The sequence below is a fragment of the Nostoc sp. CHAB 5715 genome, from assembly GCF_020829685.1.
GTDB lineage: Bacteria > Cyanobacteriota > Cyanobacteriia > Cyanobacteriales > Nostocaceae > Nostoc.
Genome location: NZ_JAIVFR010000747.1, coordinates 1 through 3834, shown reverse-complemented (window position 1 = coordinate 3834; position 3834 = coordinate 1). Strand labels below are relative to the sequence as shown.

6 protein-coding genes and 1 pseudogene are annotated in these 3834 nt (G+C 40.6%); 2 read left to right on the top strand and 5 right to left on the bottom strand.

Annotated elements, in window-relative coordinates:
• Positions 1-168: 168 nt before the first annotated feature.
• The gene (locus LC574_RS30480; RefSeq protein ID WP_229457335.1) at positions 169-420 is read left to right on the top strand and encodes a hypothetical protein; all 252 of its coding nucleotides are present in this window, start codon (positions 169-171) and stop codon (positions 418-420) included.
• Entirely contained in the window at positions 417-860 is a 444-nt protein-coding gene (locus tag LC574_RS30475; RefSeq protein WP_229457334.1) for a type II toxin-antitoxin system VapC family toxin, read from the top strand. The genes LC574_RS30480 and LC574_RS30475 overlap by 4 nt, the downstream gene beginning before the upstream one ends.
• A gap of 128 nt (positions 861-988) precedes the next feature.
• On the opposite strand, the gene LC574_RS30470 is transcribed toward LC574_RS30475, so the two are convergent.
• From LC574_RS30470 to LC574_RS30450, 5 genes and pseudogenes are all read right to left on the bottom strand, one after another.
• Positions 989-1237 carry a hypothetical protein gene (locus LC574_RS30470; protein ID WP_229457333.1) on the bottom strand — a complete coding sequence of 83 codons (249 nt, stop codon included), beginning with the start codon at positions 1235-1237 and terminating at the stop codon, positions 989-991.
• Positions 1238-1242: 5 nt separating this feature from the next.
• Positions 1243-1515, bottom strand: a complete 273-nt coding sequence (locus tag LC574_RS30465; protein WP_229457332.1) for a hypothetical protein — start codon at positions 1513-1515, stop codon at positions 1243-1245.
• Between the two features lie 49 nt (positions 1516-1564).
• Positions 1565-2104, bottom strand: a complete 540-nt coding sequence (locus tag LC574_RS30460) for a methyltransferase (protein ID WP_229457331.1) — start codon at positions 2102-2104, stop codon at positions 1565-1567.
• Complete coding sequence (locus tag LC574_RS30455; protein WP_229457330.1) at positions 2076-2915, bottom strand: hypothetical protein; 840 nt, start codon at positions 2913-2915, stop codon at positions 2076-2078. The genes LC574_RS30460 and LC574_RS30455 overlap by 29 nt, the downstream gene beginning before the upstream one ends.
• A gap of 407 nt (positions 2916-3322) precedes the next feature.
• Positions 3323-3834, bottom strand: a pseudogene (locus LC574_RS30450) (DNA polymerase I); the annotation flags it as partial.

The following is a 3834-nucleotide window of genomic DNA, read 5'->3' as shown; positions in this document are numbered from 1 at the left end:
TGTATATTTCTATAATGAATCAACAGTTATAAATGCTCGAAAATGCTCTCTAATTCTTCGCACTGTGGGATCGTATTGACCCCAGCATTCTTCTGTTGGGGTTCCTTCCACAGCCCATTACAGGAGTAAAGACGCTAAAATTTACAGCAGTTGACAACGGTTAAGTTAATGAGTCCGTCACTTGAAAAAATTTTAAGCGAGATTGAGCAACTGACTCCAGAAGAGCAATTGACGGTGATGGGGCATTTGGTGGAACGTGTGAAGAAACATATCACCCAAGCGCAACCAAAACGCAAGTGGAGCGATTTGAAGGGTATGGCTCCCTATCCGCTATTAGGTGAGGATGCTCAGGAATGGGTTTCGCGGACTCGACGGGAAGGAGATGAGCATCGAGAACGGTTGCTGCGAGGAGAGGAATGAGGATTAGTGATGCGTTAACTGGAGTTTCTCGCTTATTTCTCGATACAGCACCTGTAATTTATTTTGTAGAACGCAATCCACAGTTTGTGGATTTAGTCGATCCAATTTTTGATCGGTTAGAAGCTGACATTACAGCAGTAGCATCTGGAATAACGTTATCAGAGTGTTTGGTGGGTGCTATCCGTCTGGGGTTAGCGGATTTAGAGCAGGCTTTTGTCGATGTGTTGCAGCAAGATGAAGTAGTTTTTGTGGAGATTAATGCTGCTATTGCGCGAGAAGCTGCGAGAATTCGGGTGCGTTATAACCTTCAGTTACCCGATGCGTTGCAGGTGGCGGCGGCAATAATTGCTGGTTGTGAGGCTTTTTTGACCAATGATGCAGCTTTTAAGCGGGTGACAGAGTTGAAAGTTTTAGTGGTGGGTGAGTTGTCAGTGGAGTGAGCAAACTATTTGCAATTTTAGAAAATCCTTCAGTCAAACAGAGTGATTTTAGGAGAAATATTGCTAGAAAAGGAAATTTGGATTTATAAAAAAATATGCAGCACCCCAGAAAGGAGTGCTGTAGATTTCTATAAAGAATCAACAGTTAGAAATGCTCGAAAATGCTCTCTAATCCTGCTTCGCACTGTAGCACTGCATTGACCCCACCATTCTTCTGTTGGGGTTCCTCCCATACAGGAGAGAATGGCATGGAATCTATCTCCCTGATATAAAATTGGCAGACTAATTTCGCCTTGAGATGTTTGTCGGGGATTGCAATGTACACCAAAGCTATTGAGAAGTTTTTCGAGTTTGTTCAGTTGTTGAATTTCTGGCATAGTACTTATTGTTTAGTAGCTGACGAACGCGCTATGTATTTACGATTAGTCCGTCTTTTTCGCATCGGTTTGCGCTTTTGCGCCAAAATATTCTGCACATATCCAACTATTGTTTTTGCTGCTTCCAATGCCTGATTCTCTGGAATATCTCTGCATAACCAATCAAATGCAGTTCTCCAAGTTTCCCATCTGCTTAAATAGCTTCTTTGGTTAGGATGATGAGTCGCAATAATTCTTGCAGCTTCTGCAATTACTGCTGATTTAGTCTTAGCCTGCATATTTATCTGGGTAAATTTTTGTAATTTGTTTTCAGGGTGATGAATGCACTTATAATTTGTCGATTGTGATTAGACAGCACTCTACTTCTGTGTAGCGATCGCTATTCACAAACAATCCCCAGGGCAATTCCTCCACTTGAGCATTAACTGTGGTCAGCCAATGACGAAATTGCTTGTAAAAACTGCTGTTATATTGCCAAGGAGTATTACTAGCTAACGACACAAGTCTGCCACCTGAAGAGAGACAATGGTAAGCCTTTTTTATATGGGAGATTTGTTGAGAGAAAGGGGGATTTTGTATGATGCTGTGATAGCGATTATGGAGATTATATGTACTGAGTAAATCTGAGCCGATAACAGTAAATCCTTGGAGAGTGAGGATAGTCTGAAGTTCTATAATCGGTTCGATTACTTCTAAAATCGTCCCAGACTCTCGCATAGCAATGGCTAAATTACCAAATCCAGCAGATGGCTCTAAACTTAAACTATTTGACTCAATGTTGGATGCTTCTATCAATAATTCCACTACCCAAGGAGGAGAAGGAAATACATCCCACTTTTTAAGTATTTCGCTCTGGTTCAGATTCAACAATTTTTACTTCGTCTCGTACTTCTTTACTTACAGATTTTTGTGTGTAGTCTTGGAGTTGAAGGCGTTGTACAGTACCAAAATGTTGACGGATAGTGTCAAGTCCTTCAAGGAATTGTAGAATACAGGTTGGGCCTCCTACCTGATATAAAGAAATGGCATCTTCCCATTCCTTGAGGCTGGCTTTCTTTGACTTGAGAATTTCCACAATCGCTGCTGGTAATCTGACTGACTTTCCAGTATCTAAGTCTCGATGAGATATGGTAGCCAGTAACAGTTCTTGCTCAGACTCTACAGTTTCCCCCTTAGATAAATTGATATGATGGAGTTGAGCAGCTACTCCAAACAATGGCAGTTTTAACTGTAGTATTTTTCTTTTTTTATTAGAAGTTGATTGACGATTTTTTGATTTTAATTTAACTGGGTTTTGGGGTGACTTGATGTTGAGAATTTGAGATATTGTCAGAGATAGTTGTCCTTTAGGAGACAAATGTATCTTACTATGAAGATTGCAATGAGGATAGATGATGCGATGTTCATACTCTGCCTCGCATCTGGGGTCGCCAAATACTCTTAGCTTGACTCGAAGTGTATGGAAAATCCACCCACTGCCTCTATCTAGACATTCTGGTAACGTAATGGCTGGCAGATTTTCTGTCCATTCTATAGTGACAATTCTATCCCCGGATAAACCCTCATATATTTCTCTGACTTTAGCCTCTGGATGTTTTTCATGAAACTTGTTTACCCATGCTTTCTGCTTGTTGTTAAGGCGAGGTTTGGCTTTTCTTTTGGACTGTGATTTTTTCATAAAAATTGTTGCAGATAACAAATAGCACTTTGTGAAAGTCAATTTTTTTAACGTAGACGCGGAGCGGCTACTCTACGAGAACGCCAAGGGCGAAGCCGCAGGCTACCGCAGAGGCGCAGAGAACACAGAGAGAAGGAAGAAATGCTTAACTGAACCGTATTGATCCATAAAGGGATAGAGTTTTAGGAAGGAGAGTCTTTAATACTGGTTTCGCCCATGAAGGGACAAGGTTTTTAACCAATACTCATTTGCCACTCGCACAGAATTTATACTGAGTTATGACTCCTGAGTTCTTTTTTATAAAAAGAGTTTTTTCTCATGAATCACTTAGGATTGCTATAGTAAAGGCAACACAAATTGTCATGTGTTGCCCTGTTAATTAAAGTTGTATTAGTGGTAATTTGAGACTAGAAAAGACTTAGCTGTACTCCCAATTTGCTATATAATTGTGGTTCGATGATTGAGAGAATTTCATCTCGTTTATTGGCAATCATCCCTAAATAGTAGCTACTCGAATATGAGGCAGAGTTGGTAATTCCTTGCAACCCCTGATAGAAAGTGACGATATCACCAGTATTGCCAAGAGCAAGAAGAGTCTTTTCGCCTTTTTTGATTTTGCGTGTGATTTGTAATTCCTCAAGTGGAAATTCCCCAGAGGCAATGATTTTTGTCAGTTCTTGGTAGTATTTCTCGGCGCTGACTTTCGACTCTAGATATTGAGTGAGATAGTTCAAAGGAAACTGCTTCTCAAGGCGAGAGCGATCGCGTTTACGCCACGAACCTTTGGTGGTGATTTTTCCATCTTCGTGCCAAAGGATATAGTTCTTAGCTCCTCTGGTAGGAACAAACATAGCTTTTGCTAGATCCTCCAATTCTATGTTGATACCATTTGGTAAACAGTTCTGTAGGTTCTCAAACA

Bases quoted from the DNA above. Each gene is read 5' to 3' on its own strand.
- LC574_RS30475 (WP_229457334.1), top strand. From the start codon at position 417: ATGAGGATTAGTGATGCGTTAACTGGAGTTTCTCGCTTATTTCTCGAT.
- LC574_RS30465 (WP_229457332.1), bottom strand. From the start codon at position 1,515: ATGCAGGCTAAGACTAAATCAGCAGTAATTGCAGAAGCTGCAAGAATT.
- LC574_RS30480 (WP_229457335.1), top strand. From the start codon at position 169: ATGAGTCCGTCACTTGAAAAAATTTTAAGCGAGATTGAGCAACTGACT.
- LC574_RS30455 (WP_229457330.1), bottom strand. From the start codon at position 2,915: ATGAAAAAATCACAGTCCAAAAGAAAAGCCAAACCTCGCCTTAACAAC.
- LC574_RS30470 (WP_229457333.1), bottom strand. From the start codon at position 1,237: ATGCCAGAAATTCAACAACTGAACAAACTCGAAAAACTTCTCAATAGC.